Annotated in this window: 17 protein-coding genes; 14 read left to right on the forward strand and 3 right to left on the reverse strand. The window is 49.7% G+C overall.

Annotated elements, in window-relative coordinates:
• The first annotated feature begins 32 nt into the window (after positions 1–32).
• The 12 genes from CFI03_RS02040 to CFI03_RS02095 all read left to right on the forward strand — a co-directional run bounded on the left by CFI03_RS02040 (position 33) and on the right by CFI03_RS02095 (position 11,556).
• A complete protein-coding gene (locus tag CFI03_RS02040; protein WP_248756319.1) occupies positions 33–881 on the forward strand; it encodes a MetQ/NlpA family ABC transporter substrate-binding protein in 849 nt (282 codons plus the stop codon).
• A gap of 175 nt (positions 882–1,056) precedes the next feature.
• Positions 1,057–1,746 (forward strand): DUF2953 domain-containing protein, encoded by a 690-nt coding sequence (locus tag CFI03_RS02045; protein ID WP_248756320.1) that lies wholly within the window; start codon positions 1,057–1,059, stop codon positions 1,744–1,746.
• A gap of 134 nt (positions 1,747–1,880) precedes the next feature.
• Positions 1,881–2,360 carry a GerW family sporulation protein gene (ytfJ, locus tag CFI03_RS02050; RefSeq protein WP_248756321.1) on the forward strand — a complete coding sequence of 160 codons (480 nt, stop codon included), beginning with the start codon at positions 1,881–1,883 and terminating at the stop codon, positions 2,358–2,360.
• Positions 2,361–2,472: 112 nt separating this feature from the next.
• Complete coding sequence (locus CFI03_RS02055) at positions 2,473–3,654, forward strand: D-alanyl-D-alanine carboxypeptidase family protein (protein ID WP_481857644.1); 1,182 nt, start codon at positions 2,473–2,475, stop codon at positions 3,652–3,654.
• 97 nt (positions 3,655–3,751) lie between these two features.
• Positions 3,752–4,453 (forward strand): nucleoside recognition domain-containing protein, encoded by a 702-nt coding sequence (locus tag CFI03_RS02060; protein WP_201003593.1) that lies wholly within the window; start codon positions 3,752–3,754, stop codon positions 4,451–4,453.
• Positions 4,446–4,979 (forward strand): spore maturation protein, encoded by a 534-nt coding sequence (locus tag CFI03_RS02065; protein ID WP_127494255.1) that lies wholly within the window; start codon positions 4,446–4,448, stop codon positions 4,977–4,979. Before CFI03_RS02060 ends, CFI03_RS02065 begins: the two co-directional genes overlap by 8 nt.
• A gap of 55 nt (positions 4,980–5,034) precedes the next feature.
• Entirely contained in the window at positions 5,035–5,778 is a 744-nt protein-coding gene (locus CFI03_RS02070) for a pseudouridine synthase (protein WP_127494253.1), read from the forward strand.
• Positions 5,779–5,869: 91 nt separating this feature from the next.
• Positions 5,870–6,397 carry a redoxin domain-containing protein gene (locus CFI03_RS02075; RefSeq protein WP_248756322.1) on the forward strand — a complete coding sequence of 176 codons (528 nt, stop codon included), beginning with the start codon at positions 5,870–5,872 and terminating at the stop codon, positions 6,395–6,397.
• Between the two features lie 21 nt (positions 6,398–6,418).
• Complete coding sequence (resB, locus tag CFI03_RS02080; protein ID WP_248756323.1) at positions 6,419–8,086, forward strand: cytochrome c biogenesis protein ResB; 1,668 nt, start codon at positions 6,419–6,421, stop codon at positions 8,084–8,086.
• Complete coding sequence (gene ccsA / locus CFI03_RS02085) at positions 8,083–9,342, forward strand: cytochrome c biogenesis protein CcsA (RefSeq protein WP_127494247.1); 1,260 nt, start codon at positions 8,083–8,085, stop codon at positions 9,340–9,342. The genes resB and ccsA overlap by 4 nt, the downstream gene beginning before the upstream one ends.
• Positions 9,343–9,379: 37 nt before the next feature.
• Positions 9,380–10,096, forward strand: a complete 717-nt coding sequence (locus CFI03_RS02090; protein WP_015843966.1) for a response regulator transcription factor — start codon at positions 9,380–9,382, stop codon at positions 10,094–10,096.
• On the forward strand, positions 10,096–11,556 hold the full coding sequence (locus CFI03_RS02095) for a HAMP domain-containing sensor histidine kinase (RefSeq protein WP_248756324.1): 1,461 nt from the start codon (positions 10,096–10,098) through the stop codon (positions 11,554–11,556). Before CFI03_RS02090 ends, CFI03_RS02095 begins: the two co-directional genes overlap by 1 nt.
• A 392-nt stretch (positions 11,557–11,948) precedes the next feature.
• Here CFI03_RS02095 and CFI03_RS02100 read toward each other — a convergent pair whose 3' ends face one another.
• A complete protein-coding gene (locus CFI03_RS02100; protein WP_248756325.1) occupies positions 11,949–13,199 on the reverse strand; it encodes a hypothetical protein in 1,251 nt (416 codons plus the stop codon).
• A gap of 312 nt (positions 13,200–13,511) precedes the next feature.
• On the opposite strand from CFI03_RS02100, the gene CFI03_RS02105 reads away from it, so the two are divergent.
• Positions 13,512–14,849 (forward strand): arsenic transporter, encoded by a 1,338-nt coding sequence (locus CFI03_RS02105; protein WP_248756326.1) that lies wholly within the window; start codon positions 13,512–13,514, stop codon positions 14,847–14,849.
• Between the two features lie 107 nt (positions 14,850–14,956).
• Here CFI03_RS02105 and serA read toward each other — a convergent pair whose 3' ends face one another.
• Positions 14,957–16,549 carry a phosphoglycerate dehydrogenase gene (gene serA, locus CFI03_RS02110; protein WP_127494240.1) on the reverse strand — a complete coding sequence of 531 codons (1,593 nt, stop codon included), beginning with the start codon at positions 16,547–16,549 and terminating at the stop codon, positions 14,957–14,959.
• A 389-nt stretch (positions 16,550–16,938) separates the two neighbouring features.
• Between serA and CFI03_RS02115 the strand changes: the two genes are divergently transcribed.
• On the forward strand, positions 16,939–17,265 hold the full coding sequence (locus tag CFI03_RS02115; RefSeq protein WP_244935562.1) for a rhodanese-like domain-containing protein: 327 nt from the start codon (positions 16,939–16,941) through the stop codon (positions 17,263–17,265).
• A gap of 11 nt (positions 17,266–17,276) precedes the next feature.
• On the opposite strand, the gene CFI03_RS02120 is transcribed toward CFI03_RS02115, so the two are convergent.
• Entirely contained in the window at positions 17,277–18,182 is a 906-nt protein-coding gene (locus tag CFI03_RS02120; RefSeq protein ID WP_127494235.1) for a hypothetical protein, read from the reverse strand.
• Positions 18,183–18,243: the final 61 nt, after the last annotated feature.

An 18,243-nucleotide genomic window follows, 5' to 3' on the forward strand; every position in this document is an offset into this window, starting at 1 on the left:
GAAGCAACATACAGAAGATGGAGGAAAGGGAAATGAAGAAATTTGGTTTTATCCTGCTTGCCCTTACGCTTGTCATCGCGTTATCCGCATGCGGCGCTAAGAAAGAAGAGAACGGCACGAACAACACTTCTGCCGGCAATGGCGGCAATGAAGTAAAAGAAGTAACCCTGAAGGTTGGCGCAACGCCGGTACCGCACGCTGAAATTCTTAATTTCATCAAGCCTGCCTTGAAGGAACAAGGCATTAATCTTGAAGTCGTGGAATTCAACGACTATATTCAGCCGAATACGCAACTGTACGAGAAAGAACTGGACGCAAACTTCTTCCAGCATACGCCGTACCTTGACCAATTCAACAAAGACAAAGGTTACAACCTTGTAAGCGTTGCGGGCGTGCATATTGAGCCAATGGGCGCTTATTCCAAAAAAATCAAAAGCGCGGATGAACTGAAAGACGGCGCTAAAGTGGTTATTCCGAATGACCCGACCAACGGCGGCCGCGCGCTTCAGCTGCTTGCCGCTAATAATGTGATCAAGCTGAAAGACGGCGTTGGCGTATCCGCAACCGTTCACGACATTACCGAAAATCCGAAAAACCTGAAAATTACCGAGGTAGAAGCCGCTACTCTTCCGCGCGTTCTGGGCGAAGTCGATCTTGCTCTGATCAACTCCAACTTTGCGCTTGAAGCGGATCTTGTTCCTACGAAGGATGCAATCTTCATCGAAGGCAGCGATTCTCCATACGTAAATATTCTGGTTGCCCGTCCGGACAACAAAGATTCCGATGCCATGAAGAAGCTGGCTGCGGCGCTGCAATCCCCGGATGTGAAGAAATTTATCGAAGACAAATATGCGGGCGCAATCGTGCCGGCGTTTAAATAATCGTTCTTTAAATAAACCGTACAGATTAATCTGTACGGTTTATTTTTTTGTCTATCAATCTAGAACATTACCAGATTTACTGTGACAGCCTTGTATTCTGAGGGGGTGCATTAAATCCGGTAGCCAAGCCATACTACAAGTAACCTATTTTTCATAAAGCTGGAGGAAGCATGGAATGATCGGTTATCCGTATATTTGGGTACTCGCGGCCGGTCTCATTATTGTGCTTTTCCTTCTCATTGCCTTGGTATCGCCGGTTACGATCCAGGGAGAGATGAGACGCGATGGGGAAAATGACGACATCGAGATCAATTTCAAGGCGCTCTTCGGATTATTGCGCTATAAGCTGAAGATTCGCTCGATTGATTTCAGCGGCAAGGCGATCCGTCTGCATGAGCATTTAATGGGTACAAGCATCGGCATGAGCAGCAAGGACGAGAAGCACGATGAAATTGACACTCACCGCGTAATGGTTGGAATCGAGAAATATAAACGAGCCGCTGCATTGACGTACAATCTCTCTCATTGGGCCAAACAAACGTTAGCGAAGATCAGGCTGGAAGAGTGGAAGTGGTCGACTGCCGTAGGCACGGGAGATGCGATGTGGACAGCAATGGCAACGGGTGCGCTCTGGTCGGTCAAAACAACGACCTTGGGCGTGTTATCCCAATTCGTGAAGCTGAGGGCCGAGCCGAGAGTGGATGTGCAGCCCGTGTATGCGCAGGCTTGCTTCCGAACGGAATGGAATTGTATCGCCAAAATTGGATTGGGCAATGCCATCATGGCAGGCTTGCACCTCCTTGTTCGCCTCAGAAATGCAAAAGAAGGCGTTCAGGCTTGGCGAAGCTTACTGTTTAAAGCATAAAACGCTTAGGGCTAATTCAAGACAGACGGTTGGTTTCATACATAGTCCGTTACCGGAATGAGCAGAATACCAAAAGTGTAGGCGAGTCCTCATCCTTTACGCACAAACACAAATTCACTTCAGGAGGAGTCACAATGCCAGAACATCCGATTCAAGGCCTCATGCAGACCGCAATGGAAAATATCAAAGAGATGGTCGACGTTAACACGATCGTCGGCGATCCTGTTCAAACGCCTGACGGTAGCATTATTATGCCGATCTCCAAGGTTGGCTTCGGCTTCGTGGCTGGCGGCAGCGATATCCGCTTCGACGGTTCAGCTTCGCATGATCACTCTTCGTCTTCATCCGATGGCCACAACCATCATAATGCAGGGGTTGCGGGTCCGTTTGGCGGCGGCAGCGGCGGAGGCGTCTCGATTACCCCAATTGCCTTCCTTGTGGTTGGCACGCATGGCGTGAAGATTGTACCGCTTGATAACCAAACGCATCTGATGGAGCGCATTATCGATTCGGCTCCTGTCGTATTCGATAAAGTGCAGCATATGTTCAGGACATCAGCCAACAAACATGAACATCATGACTATATCACAGATGGTAACGACACCCTCATCTAGGGAAACTGCCCGCAAGGGCAGTTTTTCGTTTTAGGGCATGTCTTAATTTGCCCCTTCTAAGCATATACTGTACAAGGTGAGGGCTGACGATAGGAAAGGAGCAGCGAAAGACGTGATAGGAAGACAGCTTCGCCGAATAGGAATCGCCTTATGGGCGGCAAGTTTGATTTGGGGGACAAGCTTTACGGCATCCGTGCATGCGGCGCCGAATCCGTATCGCACAAGCGCGAAAGCCTCGGCGCTGGTTGATGTGAAATCGGGTAGAATTCTTTACAGCGAGAATGGAGACCAATCGATGCGAATTGCCAGTCTGACCAAAATCATGACGGCGATTGTTGCGATCGAGCATGGCAAGCTGTCGGATCAAGTGAAGACAAGCAACAGAGCGGTTGGCAAAGAAGGCTCTTCCATTTATCTGCAGCTGGGCGAGGAAATGACCCTTCTCAATATGCTATACGGTCTTATGCTGCGTTCAGGCAATGATGCGGCGACGGCAATCGCCGAGCATGTTGGAGGCTCGGAGGAAGGTTTTGTCCATCTCATGAACGAGAAAGCCGAAATGCTTGGTTTGACGAATACCCAATTCAAAAACCCGCATGGTCTGGATGCAGAAGGACATTACTCATCCGCCAATGACCTTGCCAAGCTGACGGCATACGCGCTCCGTAATCCCGTATTTGCCGAAATCGTGAGCACCAAGGTCAAAAGCGTCCCGAATCCTCATGAGAAGTGGCAATACAGCTGGACGAACAAAAACAAAATGCTGGCGATGTATGAGGGTGCGGATGGCGTTAAAACCGGATATACCAAAAAAGCGCTGCGCTGTCTGGTCAGCTCGGCGACACGTAACGGACAGCAGCTGGCTGCCGTTACTCTGAATGACCGCGATGACTGGGTAGATCACAGTCAGATGCTAGACTGGGGCTTTAAACATTATCCGCTGATGGAAGTGGCAAGCAAAGGTCAATCGATTGCCGGGTATCCGTTAGCCGTTGGTAATTCCTTTTATTATCCGTTAGCCGAAGAGGAGCGGGGCAGTCTGCAATCCCGGCTGGTCGTTCTTGATATGGCAACGATGAACTATAAGCTTGGGGAACGCGGTGCGCTTGAATGGTATTTAAACGATAAGAAAATCGGATCCATTCCCGTTTACGATATCGGAAGCACGAGAATGAGCCTGCCCGAACGTAAGCCGATGTCGGATGCCGCATTGCTTCTCGATTACAAAAAAGCTTCCAGAGGGCATGAAAGCTTCATACATTCGATAACTGCTGTTATCGGTGCACTATTTTGAAATATAGGCTATTTACGCGGCTTGTATTTCGCACGCGAAACGAATGCTGCTTATTGCAGCCGTTTACGCTTGGCTAATCGGGGGAGGTAAGCCAATTATGGTGAACTGGATATGGTTGTTTTTTATTGTTGTAAGCGTGGTTGTGGCGGCTGTTAACGGACGGATTGATGCGGTGACGCAGGCGGCATTCGATGGCGCCAAATCCGGGGTGACCATCAGCTTCGGGTTAATCAGCATTATGGTATTCTGGCTGGGGATGATGCGGATTGCGGAGGATGCAGGGGTGCTGAAAAAAATGGCCAAGCTGTTGAGTCCGGTTGTACGCTGGTTATTTCCGGACGTTCCGGCCAATCATCCGGCAATGGGCTATATCATGAGCAACCTAAGCGCTAATCTGTTCGGATTAGGCAACGCCGCCACGCCAATGGGGATTAAAGCCATGCAGGAGCTGCAAAAGCTTAATCCGGATCAAGAGACGGCAACGCCCGCTATGTGCACGCTTCTTGCGTTAAATACATCCAGCATTACGCTTGTTCCTACTACTTTAATTGCAATCCGGATGAATTACGGTTCGGCTAATCCTGCGGAGATCGTTGGTACGACGCTTGCGGCAACCTTTGTTGCGACAGGCGCCGCTATTCTTGCGGACCGATGGTACCGCAGGAGGTCGGGACCGCCTCCGGCAAATAAACAATACACCTCGGGTAAAACATCCGGCAAGGCATTGCCGGCTCATACCGCCATGGATCCTCCGATATCGGCCGTCTCGACGGTTAAGGGAGGTGGCGATCGTGTTTGAGTGGTTTACCCGCGTTTCAGCTTGGCTTATTCCCGCCATTATCGTATTTATTCCTTTATATGCGGCATTCCGGAAAGTCCCTGTATACGAAACCTTTGTAGAAGGCGCAAAAGACGGCTTTGGCACGGCCATTAACATCATTCCCTCCTTGGTTGGCATGATGGTAGCCATCAGTATGTTCCGCGCGTCTGGCGCCATGGATTTGATGCTTGGCGCCGTGCGTCCGTTGTTTGATTGGCTCAGCATTCCGACGGAAGTTTTGCCGCTAGGCATTTTGCGGCCGCTTACGGGAGCGGGCTCGCTTGCATTTACGGCCGATCTTATCGCCACGCATGGACCGGATTCCATGATTGGCCGCATTGCGTCCACGATTCAAGGCAGCACGGATACAACCCTTTACGTGCTGACGGTTTATTTTGGCGCCATTGGCATCCGCAAGACCAAATACGCGTTAAAAGTGGGCTTATTCTCGGATTTAGTCGGATTTTTGGCCGCAATTATGATCTGCATGTACATATTCAAGTAGCTCGCGCTTGTGCTTTCCCTCCCATATCGTTATGATGGAGGTTGAGGTGAAAGCATTGGAACGTTTACAGAAAATATTAGCGCAAGCGGGCGTCGCATCCCGTCGAAAATGCGAAGAGCTTATTCTTGCCGGTGCCGTTGAGGTCAATGGCGAGAAAGTGACGACGCTCGGAGTAAAAGCGGATCCGGCAACGGATGAAATTACGGTGAATGGCAAGCCGATCCGCAGCGAGAAAAAAATTTATTTGATGCTGAACAAACCAAGAGGTGTCATCACAAGCGCCAAGGATCCGCAAGGGCGCAAAGTGGTGGCTGATTTTTTGCCCGGCATCAGAGAGCGCGTGTATCCGGTCGGACGTTTGGATTACGATACGGAAGGACTGCTGCTTCTTACGAATGACGGGGAGTTCGCTAACCTCCTTACGCATCCGAGTCATCACGTGCCTAAGACCTATTACGCAACCGTAAAAGGCGTACCGCACGGATCGCTTCTGGATCAGCTGAAGAAGGGCGTTATGCTGGAGGATGGCATGACGGCGCCAGCGGAGGTCGAATATCAGGATATCGACGAAGAGAAAAATATGTCGACCATCCGCATTACCATCTACGAGGGACGCAACCGTCAGGTGCGCCGCATGTTTGATGCGATCAAGCATCCGGTTCTGAAGCTGAGACGCGTGAAATTCGGCGAACTTGGGCTTCGCACGCTAGCCAGAGGACAGTTCAGACACCTTACTCCGGTTGAGGTTAAGGAGCTTCGGGACCAGGCTCGCAAGACACATAAAGTTCATAAAAAGTAAACGGCGGCAGCGGTTATTGCCGCCCATTTTTCGTTATAATGAGTGTATTATTAGCTGACATCAATGGTGAAATGTAGGTGATGGGACGGGAATGGGCAAGTATCGAAAAACGGTGCAAATTGTCATTCTGCTTGCCGTGCTAGTTGTAGGCGGATATGCCATTGGCAATACCCTATTCGCCGCTAGAGACGAAGGGATCCCGAAGATCGGGGAACAGCCGCCCGAGTTTACGCTGGCCAATTTGCAGGGCAATACGCACAATCTTTCCGATTATAAAGGCAAGGCCGTTGTCATTAACTTCTGGGGGAGCTTCTGCCCGCCTTGCGTGAAGGAAATGCCGGAATTCGAGCGCCAGTTCGAGAAATGGAAGGACTCGGGTCTTGAGGTGCTTGCGATCAACCTAAGCGAAGATACGCTTACGGTTAACAACTTCGTGCGCAGATTTGACCTGAGTTATCCGATATTGCGCGACGTGAACCGAAAGACGGAGCGGAAATACGGGCTGGAATCCTACCCGACAACCTTTTTTGTCAAGCCGGACGGGACCATTCAGGATGTATTTGTAGGCGGGATGAGCGAGCAGGACATCGATTCCCGTGTAGACAAACTGCTGCAGTAAAGCTGACTAGGAGGTTTCACGGTGTTATCGCTACATAACACGAAATGCGAATGCGGGCATCAGAATGCGGTTGGAACGGTCTTGTGCGAGAGCTGCGGCAAGCCGCTCATGGAAGACGCAGAGAATGATGCCCCTCTTGAAATGCGTTACGACGGTGTTGCTCGCCGGTCGCAGAAGAGCAATCCGAACCCGATCGATAAAATTTGGAATTTCTTCTCGTCCGTCAAAATCGCCGTTTACTTAATCGTAATTACGCTGGTAACGGCTATGCTGGGTACGATCTACCCGCAGGAAGGGTCCTTCCTGAACAATTTCAAGCCTTCCGTGTATTACGAGGAAACCTACGGGCTGCCCGGCAAGATTTATTATAAGCTAGGCTTGTCTCATACATACGATTCATGGTGGTTTATCACGCTGCTGGTCATGATCGGCACATCGCTCGTCATCTGCAGTCTCGACCGCGTGCTGCCGCTGTATAGAGCGCTCAGCAAGCAGCAAATCCGCAAGCATCTGCGTTTTATTAACAGACAAAAGGCGGTTTACAACGGTCAGTTGGAAGGTGACGCGGAAGAATGGGTCAAGCAGTTCTCCGCGCATCTGAAGAAAAAGCATTACAAGATCCATACGGACGGTACGGCCATGCTTGCCGAGAAGAACCGTTTCAGCCGCTGGGGTCCTTATATTAATCACATCGGTCTTATCTTGTTCCTGCTGGCTATCCTTGCCCGGAGTCTTCCGGGATGGCAAATGGACAGTTACGTCAGTATTCCCGATGGCGACACGGTGCAAATCGAAGGTACGAATTACTTCGTGAAGAACGAGAAGTTCTCCGTCGAATATTACAAGGATGAAGAGCTGCCGCCCGAGCTCAAAGGAACGATCCGCGCAAAGCGTTACGAGACGGCCGCGATCCTCTATAAATGCACGGAGAATTGCGGGGACAATGCCGCAGGCGAACCGGTTCTGAAGGAAATAAAGAAACAGGAAATCCTGGTCAACCATCCTCTTAAATACGACGGAATCAAGCTGTATCAATTCGATTACGACGTAACGCCTAAGCTGAAGAGCGTAAGCCCAGTTCTTTTGAACAAGGAAACGGGAGAATCTTACGGGCCGTTTGAGCTTCCGATGAAGGATGCGCCGCTGGATTATACGCTTGGACCGTACAAAATGAAGCTTGCCGCCAATTACATGGAATTCGGCATCGGGGAAGACGGGGAACCCGTTACGCTCAGCCGGGATCCGAATGCGCCTGCTTTTATTTTCTTGATTACGGGTCCTGGCTTGCCGGAGAAAGGCCAGCCTTATATTTATTTCCCGATGCAAAAGGATAAAGAAAAGTTTGATCAGGACAAGCTTAATGCTTCCATCGCGGACAAACTGGAGATCAAGGTAAACGGCATGGAAAACGTTCATTTTGCCGAAGCCTCCACCTATCTGAATGTCCGCAAAGACAAAGCCTTGACTTATGTCTGGTACGGCGCCGCCATTTCGATGCTTGGCCTGCTGCTTGGCTCTTATTGGCAGCACCGGCGGATCTGGCTGCGCATAGATGACGGCAAGCTGTCGCTTGGCGCGCATACAAACAAAAACTGGTACGGCATGCGAGCAGACGTGGCTTACGCGCTCCGGAAATCCGGAATTGACGTAGATCCGAAGTCGCTCGATAACGGAGGGAATAACGCGTGAGTTATGTCGATTTCAGCAGCGATGCCTTTATCGCCGCCTTCTTCCTGTATTGCTTTGCATTCCTGTTCTATGTGGTAACGATCGCAGGGAAAAAATGGAGCAATCGCGATCCGATTAAGCACGAACAACGCTGGTCGCGAATTTCGTTCGTCACCTCGACGCTTGGCCTTATCGCTCATCTGACCTTCTTCTTCACACGGTGGATCGGAAGCGGCCAAATTCCGACAAGCAACATGTACGAATTTATTACCTTCCTTGGCATGGCTATTATGATCGCGTTTACAATCGTATATGCGATCTACCGCAAGCCCTTGCTCGGGATGTTCGCTTTGCCGCTGGTCGTCCTGGTTGTCGCTTATGCCTCGGTATTCCCGCAGGAAGTGCAGCCGCTTATTCCGGCGCTAAGCTCCATCTGGCTGAAAGTGCACGTAACGACCGCGGCGCTTGGCGAAGCCTTCTTCGCCGTAGGCTTTGCGGCCGGTCTGATGTACTTGCTTCGCGTGGTCGATTTCAAGCAAACCTCGAAGGAAGCTAAACGGGATCAGTTTTGGGTAGAATTCTCTTTATATACGATTGTTCTTGTCATTGGATTCATCGCTATCGTATTTATTTTCAGAGGGGCAGGGTATCAGGCTACCTTTACGCAAGAGAATGTCACGATCGACAGCAAAGGCGTGGATCACTCCTCGACGGATACGGCGGAATATACCCTGCCGCCAATCGTAAAGCCTTATAACAGCACGGCAGACCATATGGATTCTTTCCTTGGCATGGATAAGCCGCTGTTTGAAGCGCCTAGCTGGATGAAAGGCGTTAACGCCGGACGGAAGCTTAATACGGTTATCTGGTCGGTTATTGCGGGCTCGATTCTTTACGGCCTTATTCGTCTCTTGTTCCGCAAACGGATCGGAGCCGTCATTCATCCGCTTATGGGAGATATTGATCCGGATGATCTCGACGAGATCAGCTACCGGGCAATCGCCATCGGCTTCCCGGTCTTTACGTTAGGCGCGCTTATCTTCGCGATGATCTGGGCGAATATCGCCTGGGGCCGCTTCTGGGGATGGGATCCGAAGGAAGTATGGGCGCTTATCTCATGGCTGTACTACAGCGCTTATCTGCATTTCCGTTTATCGCGCGGCTGGCAGGGCAAACGTTCTTCTTGGCTCGCGGTTATCGGCTTTGTCGTCATTCTATTCACCTTGGTTGGGGTTAACCTTGTCATCGCTGGTTTACACTCCTACGCAGGCGTATAATATCTTATAGAAATTGTTTTGAAAGGAGCAACACCGCATGTCCGACTATGCAAGCCGTATTCTTGTGGTAGATGACGAGGAACGGATTCGTCGTTTGCTGAAAATGTATTTGGAGAAGGAAGGCTATTTAATCGATGAAGCGGAAGACGGTGAGACGGCGCTTCGGCTCGCTACCGTAACCGATTATGCGCTTATTCTGCTCGATGTCATGCTTCCGGGCATTGACGGCGTGGAGGTGTGCTCCCGTTTGCGGCAAGTAAAAGCAACGCCTGTAATTATGCTCACGGCCAAAGGGGAAGAAATGAACCGGGTGCAAGGATTCGAAGTTGGCGCAGACGACTACGTCGTCAAGCCGTTTAGTCCCCGGGAGGTCATCTATCGGGTGAAGGCGATTTTGCGCCGCTCGTCGGCCACGGCCTTTTTGACAAAAGAAGTGAACTCGAGCAACAACATCGTATTCCCTCACCTTGTTATCGAGCATGATGCGCACCGCGTATCGGCCGGCGGACAAGAGGTAAGCTTAACGCCAAAGGAATACGAGCTGCTTCATTACCTGGCCGTATCGCCTGACAAAGTTTTCTCGCGCGAAGAGCTGCTGAAGGATGTATGGAACTATGAGTTCTTTGGCGATCTTCGGACGGTTGACACTCATGTGAAACGTCTTCGCGAGAAATTGAACAAAGTATCGCCCGATGCGGCTTCCATGATTACAACGGTATGGGGCGTCGGATACAAGCTTGAGGTGCCGAAGTAATGAGGCTGCTGAAGCGCTGGGGGCATTTCGCCCTGCATACGGTGGTCGGGAAGCTGTGGTGGACGATTATGTTTCTCGTCGCCCTTGTCCTTGTTATTTTGGGGACATTCCTGCTCCAGTATATCGATATTGCCTTTAAAGATTCCCAGCATCAGATCAAAGTGCTGTTTATTGTGGTGGCAATTCTTGGCTTCCTGCTATCTACGTTCTTTGCTTTCTTCTTATCGTCTAGGATTCAACAGCCTTTGCTGCAGTTGAAGAGAGCAGCGGATTCCATCGCAGGCGGCAATTATAAGACGCGGGTACAAATCCGGTCTTCGGATGAAATCGGCGATCTGGCCAAAACCTTTAACCATATGACCGAGCAGTTAGGTACGCTGATCGACGACTTGAATCACGAGAAAGAGCATCTGTCCAGCATATTGCGGAGTATGGGGGATGCGGTGATCACGTTTGACGCCGATGGGGAGGTCATTCTGACGAACCCGCCGGGGCATATGCTGGTAAGCCGGTGGTCCGATCTGGAGATGGACATCGATTGGGAAGAGGAGGAAGCACCTCCGTTCCACAGCGTGCCCGGCCCTCTGCGAGATACGTTTGAGCGCGTGATGCAATCCGGACGCGACTGTACCAATAAAGTACAGGTTATCAACAACGTATGGTCCGTTGTGATGGCCCCTCTGCAAAATGACGGGGTTGTCCGCGGTGCGGTTGCCGTGATCCGGAATGTAACGGAGGAGCATAAGCTTGAGAAGCTGCGCCGGGATTTTGTCGCGAATGTTTCGCACGAGATCCGAACGCCGCTCTCCATGCTGCAGGGATACAGCGAAGCGCTGCTCGACGATATCGTTGCTTCGCCGGAAGAAAGGAAAGAGCTCGTCCAGGTTATCTACGATGAATCGCTTCGGATGGGCAGACTTGTTAACGACTTCCTTGACATGGCCCGGATGGAAGCCGGTCACGTGGAGCTTAGCCTGCAGGAATTCGATCTGCGCAATGTCATCCGCCGGGTTCACCGGAAGTTCCAGGTGTATGCGAAGGAACGCGACGTCAGCTTGATTGCCGATCTTCCGGATACGCCGCTTGCCGTACGCGAAGCGGACGAAGACCGTATTGAGCAGGTATTGACGAATCTGATGGATAATGCGCTTCGTCATACGCCAGCCGGCAAATCCATTAAGATAGCAGGTCAATTGGCTACGATCAATAACCTTAAGTTTGTAAAGCTGATTGTAGCGGATGAAGGGCAAGGGATCCCAAGCGAGGATGTGCCTTATATCTTCGAACGGTTCTACAAAGCCGACAAGGCCCGCAAACGTGGTGCATCGGGCGGTACGGGACTTGGACTTGCCATCGTTAAAAACATAATTACGCAGCATAACGGCCGCATTGAAGTCGACAGCGTCCTTGGAAAAGGCACGACATTCACCTTGCTGCTGCCTGTCGAATCCAATCAATAGATGTCAATACGCTCCCTTCGGGGGCGTTTTTTTGTTGAATGAGGGGGATTAATCTTGTTGTTCGTGGAACATGGCGTGGTTTTTGTTGTTTCGCGGCGGAGTGCTTGTCGCGTGAGCAGGGGAGAGGGGCTCTATGGCTCGGGGACCGGGGGAACGCTCCTTCGGCCGCTGTTGCCGGTCCATTACCTCGGATTGGAATTGGGCTGGGGTAGGCAATGGACGCGACAAAGGCGGACGCTGCGCTCCGAAAGGAGCGTTCCCCCTAACCCCTCGCGAGCCCCTCGGCCGTGCGCGCTTCGCGCTGGCCTCGAAAAGACAAATGCCACACAATGAAGTGGTGTGGCGGGGGAAAGCAAGAGCAAGAGCGAAGATACAAGCGAGACAGACCGGATTTAGTGAGTGTGAGGCATAACAACAAAGCCGCCCGCGCTTCTTGTTTTAAGAACAGCTATTAATTGATCCTTCATGGTTTCAGGACAGGTCAATTGAATAACAACCTCGCTTTTGCGGCTGGAAGTGAATTTTAGTTTTTTCTTATTAACAGCTAACTCGATGGCCAGTCCAATCAAGAAACCAATAAATAACCCAATCAGCCCCCAGATCACAGGCCCCCAATGCCATATAAAACCGTAGATCGTTCCAAGTACCATAAAGACCGTTCCGCCTACCATAGCTCCATCAAGAATACTTCTGCCGTCGACGCGGTGTATGGAATCAATGACATGCGTTTGCGGTTCAAGGTTCTCAAGGGGTAAAGCAATAATTCTTTCGGATGGTATGCCAAGCTTTTCCATATCGTGAATGGCGATTTCCACATAAGGGGAATGTTCAAAGGTAGCGAAGATTTTCACTAAGTTGTTATCCATGGCGTTTAATTGTCCCAAGTTTTCAGCCCTCATTCTTAAGTACCGTATTTGCTCAATGTCAAACAAAATATTGTTTTCATTTACAGATGCAAAAGCTTGATAGAGAGCGAACACGTACATTGAAGGCAGGAAGAGGAACCATTGCCAGTCGACTAAGGAAGTCATGCTCTCGAAATCGCCAAGAAACGAATAAAGCCAGGCGCGAACGGCAATAGCCTTATAACAGACAAATATCCACCACGCTAAAATAAATGTGCCAACGACTGTACTGCCGCTATAAAGCTGCCCTAATCCAGGCGATAAGGCAGACCAGACCAATCCAGCCCAAGGATGCTTTTTGTCCAGGATTACAACATCAAAAAAGCTTACATCAGAAGGTGCAACGGGTGCATCTTCAATCTCTGATAGCGTATGGCTTTTGTTATTTTCTACCGCGCAGCGGTAACTGTCCCATATGCTGTACGCAAACACGGCCACGTATAGCAAGAGCCAGTCCTGGTTTAATTGAGCCTTAGCCTCCTCGAACCGGCCTTGAAAGGAGAGGGCGATACCCATGTTGAGGTTCGACTTGTTATTGACGACCAGCTCCCAAATAATCAGGACCAAACCGTGAAGGTATTTTCCTAGAAACATATGTCCAAACCCGGGAAATGCGATCGACCACCAGGCCGCAACCCAAGGGGGGCGGGGATAGACCGAATTAATTCCGAGAACGGAAATATGCCCTTTGGAATATCTCGGTTTGATGCTGGCGGACTGGAATTTGTGATGTGGCATCGATGATCTTCTCCTGAACGATGGTGGTCTTTCTCTAACCTTTCCAATAACCGCCTTTTTTATCTGTAGAAAAATAAAATGGGATACCCGGTAAATATCATTAGGGGATATCTATCAATTACAGATAGAAGATGGTTTTCATAGAGCTCGGGTGATAGACCAGTACGAGCTATTTATCATGTACATATAAATACAGTATATCGTTACTTATAACCAGTTCGAGTGAAGGGAGTGCATCTATGAAAGCATGAAAAGCTAGATTTCTAGATTAATAACGAAATGAGTGAGTTGAGCATGAAGAGAGGTTAGAGCATGAATGATTTAATGACGATCATTACCATTTGTACCTTCTTCCTTACGATTGGCTTTATATTCTGGAAACCCAATATTAATGAAGCGATTCCGGCATCCGTGGGAGCCCTAATCATACTTTTAACCGGAACCGTATCTTTGGCCAACCTCGGAGAGATCACGGAAACGATAAGCGGAGCAGCGATTACGATTATAGCTACGATCGTAATGGCTATCGTATTAGAAAGCTTCGGTTTTTTTCAATGGGCGGCCGAGATTTTGGTTCGGAAAGCAAGGGGATCGGGCATTCGGTTATTTTGGCTGACGAACCTATTTTGTTTTCTAATGACGTTATTCGTAAACAATGATGGCAGTATTCTCATTACGACCCCAATTTTATTAATGCTGCTTAATAGCATGGGACTTAGAAATCATCAAAAAATCCCCTATTTGATTTCCGGCGCACTTGTCGCGACAGCATCCAGCGCTCCGATCGGAGTCAGCAATATTGTCAATCTCATTGCTCTCAAGATCGTTCACATGGATCTCTATATGCATACGGCGATGATGTTCGTTCCTGCATCCCTTGGCCTCGCATTTATGACAGTTCTCCTCTTTACCCTTTTTTACCGTACCCTTCCGAAAAAACTGCCTCCAGTAGCACCGTGGAGCTTAAAACCAGGCGGCCATCCACTTAAGGGAGAATCCAATGAAGTCAAAGTTAGAAGCACGAAATTCATGCGCAATGTGCTGATATTCGTTTTCTGCGTGCGTGCAAGCCTGTTTGTTGCGTCATATATTCATTTTCCGGTATCTTTGATGGCGGTTATCGGATCTGCTATACTGCTCGCTTGGCGATGGATTTATTTGAAGATTCCGCCTGTGGATATGATAAAGAAAACGCCTTGGTATATACTCGTTTTTGCATTCGGGATGTATGTCATCATCTATGGCCTGCGAAATCTTGGACTTACGGAGTGGCTTATCCAATTGTTGCAGCCGCTTGTCGCCGGCAGTCTGGTGCACGCCAGCGTCCTCATGGGGCTGCTGCTGACGATTCTGTCCAACCTGTTCAACAATCACCCGGCATTAATGGTAGGAACATTGACGTTAACCAACATGGGACTTGATCCGATTACGCTTAAGATCTCTTACCTCGCAAGTGTCATCGGCAGCGATATGGGATCGCTAATCCTTCCGATAGGCACGCTTGCTACGATTATGTGGATGCACATCCTTAGAAAAGGCGGCGTTAAAATAAGCTGGGGCCAGTACTTGAAAGTTACGATAGTCGTCATACCGATTACCGTTATCGTCACGTTAATCTTGTTAAGCTTCTGGGTATCGTGGTTGTTCTGATGGCCGAATGGCTCAAGAACCCGGCGCATGCTTCTCATTTAACAAAAAAAAGCATGTAAAAACGCCGGGCATAAGCTGATCGCAGCTTCATGCCCGGCGTTTTTTTACTAGAACAATGTAATTTCTTTTGCTGTATTCAGTTCAGGCAGGCTAGTCAATTGCTCAAGGATGTCTTTGCCTGCGTTTTTATCAACAGTGAGAACCATGATCGCGGAACCGCCAGCGAGCTGACGACCTACTTGCATCGTAGCGATGTTCACGTCGTTGTTGCCAAGAAGCGTACCAACGCGGCCGATGATGCCCGGTTTGTCGTTGTGGGAGATCAGGATCAGGTTGCCTTCCGGCGTAACGTCAACCGGGAACTTGTCGATTTGAACGACGCGCTCGCCGTAACCGGTAAGCAGTGTGCCAGCTACGATACGCTCTTCTTGTTTCGTGCGGAGCGATACCGTTACCAGGTTCGTAAAATCTTTGGAAGCCTGGGATTTTTGCTGAACGATGTTCAAGTCGCGAACTTTAGCAAGGTGCATCGAGTTAACCACGTTTACTTGGTCGGAGCCAAGGTGATGCGAGAGCACGCCTTTTACAATGTAACGAGTCAGCGGCTGTGTATCTACCTCTGCAAGCTCGCCGGAGTAACGCACGGTAATTTCCTGTACGGCACCTTCCGTAATTTGCGCAACCAGGCTGCCGAGCTTCTCGCCCAGCGAGTAGTATGGCTGCAGCTTGCTTTGCAGGTTAGCCGGGATAGGAGGCATGTTAACCGCATTGCTGAACGGCTCATTGCGCAGGATGTGCAAGACTTGCTCCGATACGTCGATTGCCACGTTCTCTTGAGCTTCAACCGTGGAAGCGCCAAGATGCGGAGTTACGATGATTTTAGGATGCTTCAGGAATGGATGGTCCTCTGCAGGAGGCTCCACTTCAAATACGTCGAATGCCGCGCCGGCTACGATGCCGGCATCGATTGCTTCGACAAGGGCAAGCTCGTCGATGATACCGCCTCGCGCACAGTTGATAATGCGCATGCCAGGCTTCATAACTTCGAATTGTTTCTTGCCGATCATGTGACGGGTTTCCGGAGTAAGCGGAGTATGAACCGTCATGAAGTCCGCATTGCGAACGATTTCGTCAACGGTAGCCAGCTTAATGCCAAGCTTCTCTGCACGCTCTTCCGTCATGAACGGGTCATAACCCATGATTTCCATGCCAAATGCTTTAGCGCGTTTTGCAACTTCGCTGCCGATACGGCCCATGCCAAGAACACCAAGGGTTTTGTTGCGAAGCTCAACGCCCAGGAACGATTTACGGTCCCAAACGCCGCCAACGGTTTTCAGGTAGGCTTGCGGGATGTGACGGGCAACCGCCATCATCATGGCAAAAGTATGCTCACAGGTTGTAATCGTATTGCCGTCTGGTGCATTGATAACGATAATACCGCGTTGAGTTGCTGCTTCCAAATCGATATTGTCTACGCCTACGCCTGCGCGGCCTACAACCTTGAGCTGTTTGCCTGCTTCCATAATACGCGGTGTTACGCGTGTCTGGCTGCGCACGAGCAGGGCGTCGTATTCGCCGATAATGCTCACCAATTCGTCTTCGCTTAGTCCGGGCTTTTTGTCGACTGCTACATCTTGCGCGTCTACAAGCTGTTGAATGCCCAGATCACTGATGGGATCCGATACTAACACTTTAAACATATGTAGATTGCCTCCTAAAATTTTTGTGAAGTGCCGACATAAGGAGCAAACAGGGGTTTGCTTCTTATGTCGGCACTTCACGTCCATTTGTATTCTGATCGTTTGTTGCTAAAACAAAAAACCCCGTCCCGGCACAGTAACGAGAGCGAGCCGGACGAGAGGTTCGTCTAAATTGCGGGCAATCGTAAATGGCAGTTGTTGTCTCCGATGTGTGAAAAAATGCACGATTTATATCAATACGAAACGTGATTAAACCGATATGGACAACCGTTATTATTTTATAGCAAGGTGGTGGACAAATGCAATGTATAAACTTGATCAAATGTGAAATTTTCGTTATGATTCAAAGCATTACAAGAGATATTAACAGGTCGGGGGAGAGAAAGGCATTGATTGAGTGGAAGGAATTGGATCCGGAGCTGCTGCTGCGCATGCTTGCGGACGGACAGATTGAACCGGAGCAAATCATCGACGTACGCGAAGCTTACGAATGGGATTATTATCATTTGGAATCATCCCGGTTAATACCCATGAATACGATCCCCTACAGTCTCGGAACCATTTCGGACGACAAACCGTTATATATAGTATGCGCGCATGGGGTACGCAGTGCGGCCGTTTGCAATTATTTAGAAGAACAAGGCTACGGCAACCTCCACAATGTTACCGGCGGAATGGCTGCCATAGCCTCGTTGCAAGGGTTTCAATACGACTAAAAAAGCTTAAGTTAAGAGAAGAACGGTAGCTGAGGCAGAAGATCTTTATTGTAGAGCTTCGAGCGATTCTCGGTGAAGTCCCCGCTGCGGACGGCCTCCGTATCGATCAGCAGATCGGCAATTGCGGATACCGTCTTCAAATTCAGCTTCGCGGACTGGCCGGAAGCGATAAAATCATCGATGCGGCTTGTCAGATCCTGCGGATAATAAGCCGTGAATTGCTGACGCGAAGCCATTTGATCCGCCATCAGCTTGTTTTTCACGATCAGAGGCAGGCTTGACCATTTGTTGATTTCGATTACCTTAGGCATTGTATAATTAGCAGGGATGTTTGGTTCAACCGTTGCTCCCCATTTCATCATGGCGGTGTAGTAAGCTTGTTGAGCAGCCAGTGCCTGCTTGACGGCAGACTGGTAAGAACCCAATTGCTTAATGCTGTTTTGAAGCTTGGCTGCATCCCCGGATTTCGAGCTTGCAGCCGCTGCCTTCGCTGCCTGTTCGAATTGCTCCAGACTTCTGATATAATTCGTTTGGGCATCGCCGAGAAGCGGGGACTTCTGCATATCGAAATTGGAAGCCGCGGTTCTTTTCGAGCGGGCGAGCTCCGCTAAATTTTTTAGGGTAGACGAAGCGCTGCCGCCTTGGCCTTTCGCGAAGTCGTCCATCGCATCATCCCATTCGGATTGAAATTCACGGTAAGACAAAAATACGGTATGATAGAAAGAGACAAGATCCTGCTGCTGATAGGGGCTGCTTTTTTGAACCGCTGCCGCCTGCAATTCTTTCATTTCGTACTTGGTTTCCGTTTTGGACGTTCCGAGCTTTACGCCGTAGAAGAATGCACCAACCGCGCAGACGAGCATAAAGACAAACCCCAAACTAAATATCATTGCGGAACGAGGTAAACGTTTCTCCATCACAAATCTCCTTCTATGTATTAGATATGCCGTCGTTTGTGCCCTATCAGTATAGGTGAAA

Source organism: Paenibacillus sp. ATY16, from assembly GCF_003399985.2.
In the GTDB taxonomy this organism is placed as follows: domain Bacteria; phylum Bacillota; class Bacilli; order Paenibacillales; family Paenibacillaceae; genus Pristimantibacillus; species Pristimantibacillus glycanilyticus.

Bases quoted from the DNA above. Each gene is read 5' to 3' on its own strand.
- CFI03_RS02040 (WP_248756319.1), top strand. From the start codon at position 33: ATGAAGAAATTTGGTTTTATCCTGCTTGCCCTTACGCTTGTCATCGCG.
- CFI03_RS02045 (WP_248756320.1), top strand. From the start codon at position 1,057: ATGATCGGTTATCCGTATATTTGGGTACTCGCGGCCGGTCTCATTATT.
- ytfJ (WP_248756321.1), top strand. From the start codon at position 1,881: ATGCCAGAACATCCGATTCAAGGCCTCATGCAGACCGCAATGGAAAAT.
- CFI03_RS02060 (WP_201003593.1), top strand. From the start codon at position 3,752: ATGGTGAACTGGATATGGTTGTTTTTTATTGTTGTAAGCGTGGTTGTG.
- CFI03_RS02075 (WP_248756322.1), top strand. From the start codon at position 5,870: ATGGGCAAGTATCGAAAAACGGTGCAAATTGTCATTCTGCTTGCCGTG.
- CFI03_RS02090 (WP_015843966.1), top strand. From the start codon at position 9,380: ATGTCCGACTATGCAAGCCGTATTCTTGTGGTAGATGACGAGGAACGG.
- CFI03_RS02095 (WP_248756324.1), top strand. From the start codon at position 10,096: ATGAGGCTGCTGAAGCGCTGGGGGCATTTCGCCCTGCATACGGTGGTC.
- CFI03_RS02100 (WP_248756325.1), bottom strand. From the start codon at position 13,199: ATGCCACATCACAAATTCCAGTCCGCCAGCATCAAACCGAGATATTCC.
- CFI03_RS02105 (WP_248756326.1), top strand. From the start codon at position 13,512: ATGAATGATTTAATGACGATCATTACCATTTGTACCTTCTTCCTTACG.
- serA (WP_127494240.1), bottom strand. From the start codon at position 16,549: ATGTTTAAAGTGTTAGTATCGGATCCCATCAGTGATCTGGGCATTCAA.
- CFI03_RS02120 (WP_127494235.1), bottom strand. From the start codon at position 18,182: ATGGAGAAACGTTTACCTCGTTCCGCAATGATATTTAGTTTGGGGTTT.